The 846-nt window shown below is 50.1% G+C and carries 1 protein-coding gene; it reads right to left on the bottom strand.

Translation table 11 applies throughout. The features are described from left to right. Nucleotides 1–846: thioesterase domain-containing protein (locus tag EAE89_RS23040; protein WP_214086671.1), on the bottom strand; the 846-nt coding region annotated here is incomplete at both ends.

The following is an 846-nucleotide window of genomic DNA, read 5'->3' as shown; positions in this document are numbered from 1 at the left end:
CAACGCCATATTCAGAGCCTGAGCTAACCCAATGCGATTCTCATTATCCTCCAATAAACTAAAATGGTTACCCGGAACAGCAATCAACCGCAGTAAAGTATCAGGCATCACCTGTTCCCAGCCGAGCGACGGTTCTATATTTAACGGCTCTGGTTTTTCATCCGTGGCAAAAGAAGTCGATGAAGAAGGCTCCATAGCGTACAACTGATGCAACGTTATCGCTAATGCTTGCGGCTGATAATCTCCGACGATTTGCGTATAGTGCTCTATCTGCTGCCAACGTTTCGCAATAACACCCGCACTTAGATTGGCCGGATATAACGCCAATTGTTGGGCCGCCTCAATAAATTGCACCAAATTCAGCTCATCAAGTCGCTGGTACAACGCCGCAACCTCTCCTGTCTGCTGTTCTCCCGCCTGCCGGGCCAGCTCACTAAAGAAATGATGTTTAGGTTGCATCGGCTGTTCCCCAAAATAATGCGGCGCTGGTGTATCAATTAAACCTAAGAAATTAACCGCCTCACCAGCGCTCAAAAGCCGCTGCACAATCGCATAAGCCAATATGCCGCCAGAGGAGTAACCCCCTATCCGATACGGACCATCCGGTTGAACCGCCTTCATCAAGGTGATCATTCTGGCTGCCAGCTCCTCCATCGTTGCCATTGGCTCCTCATCAATAGACTGCCAGGGCAGTGCATAAATCGGGTAGCCGGATGGCAGATGGTTAGCCAGCCCGAAGACATAGGAATAGTCCCCCATTCCACTGGGAACAAAGAACAATGGCTGCTCTGTTCCATCAAGTCGCACCGATATGGCACTGTTTTGTGGCTGGGACAGCGAATCTGA

This window comes from Photorhabdus heterorhabditis (assembly GCF_018448905.1).
Classification (GTDB): Bacteria; Pseudomonadota; Gammaproteobacteria; order Enterobacterales; family Enterobacteriaceae; genus Photorhabdus; species Photorhabdus heterorhabditis.
Note: the sequence above shows the minus strand (reverse complement) of the source record. Positions and strands in the feature narration are given on the sequence as shown.